General features: G+C 55.6%; 1 protein-coding gene. It reads left to right on the top strand.

Features of this window, described 5'->3' with window-relative positions:
• Window positions 1–294: 294 nt before the first annotated feature.
• A partial coding sequence (locus VKV29_RS07000; RefSeq protein ID WP_324200589.1) for a M14 family metallopeptidase occupies window positions 295–1,145 on the top strand: 851 nt, incomplete at its 3' end.

Raw genomic sequence — 1,145 nt, 5'->3', positions numbered from 1 at the left:
CCTGGTAGAGTTACCGTGTTGAGAAATCCTCGTGGGTTTGGAATAACCAAAACGAAGAGGTTGCAAACACGTGCAGGACGTGCATGGCGCAGATAACGAAGAGCCGCAGCCTCTTCCCTGCTACCATGTAATCGCTCTTCGACAACGAAGGGTGTTGACATAGATTTGAACACAAAAGAGAATGCGCCCCACAAAGGCGTGGAGGCGCAGGGACGCTGGAAAGACGAGGCTCATCCGCCTCGTCTTTCTGTTTAGGTTATCCACGATGCGAGGGAGCAGGAACTTCTCCGTCCGATGGCGAAACAAGATGCCGGAGACTTTGTATGGATTTGGAATATGCAGCTTAGCGATATTCGATTCGACACCTACTATCCCTATGCCGCGCTTACAGAGTGTCTGCAGGCACTTGTAGAGGCCTTCCCTCATCTGCTGCGACTGGAAGCGATCGGGAAGAGCTACGAGGGGCGTGATGTGTGGCTTGTAACGGCCACCCGCTTCGACACCGGCCCCGACACCGAAAAACCGGCCTATTGGTGCGACGGCAATATCCATGCCACAGAGGTGTCGGCCTCCTCGGCCTGCCTCTATATTCTGCACTACCTCGCCACCCGCTATGGAAGCGATCCGGACGTTACACGCGCTCTGGATAGCCGCGCCTTCTATGTCGTTCCGCGCGTTAATCCAGATGGAGCCGAACTCTATTTTTCCGATAAACCGCGCTTTCTCCGCTCCAGCGTTCGACCCTATCCCTACGATGAGGAGCCTATAGAAGGCCTGCGTATTGAGGACGTAGATGGAGATGGGCGCATACTGAATATGCGCATCCCCGACCCGAACGGACCGTGGAAAATCCACCCAGAGCATCCGCGCCTCATGGTGCGCCGCGAGCCTACCGAGACCGGAGGAACCTACTATCGCATTCTGCCGGAAGGGATTTTGGAAAATTGGGATGGTTACACCTTAGCGCTGCAGCGCAATAAGGAGGGGCTTGACCTTAATCGGAACTTTCCCGCTCATTGGCGCCAGGAGCATCAACAACGCGGCGCCGGCCCCTTTCCCGGCAGCGAGCCTGAAGTGCACAATCTGCTGCAGTTTATCACGAGCCATCCAAACATCACCGGCGGACTTACCTTCCATACCTATGG

Source organism: Chthonomonas sp. (assembly GCF_035294165.1).
GTDB lineage: Bacteria > Armatimonadota > Chthonomonadetes > Chthonomonadales > Chthonomonadaceae > Chthonomonas.
Note: the sequence above shows the minus strand (reverse complement) of the source record. Positions and strands in the feature narration are given on the sequence as shown.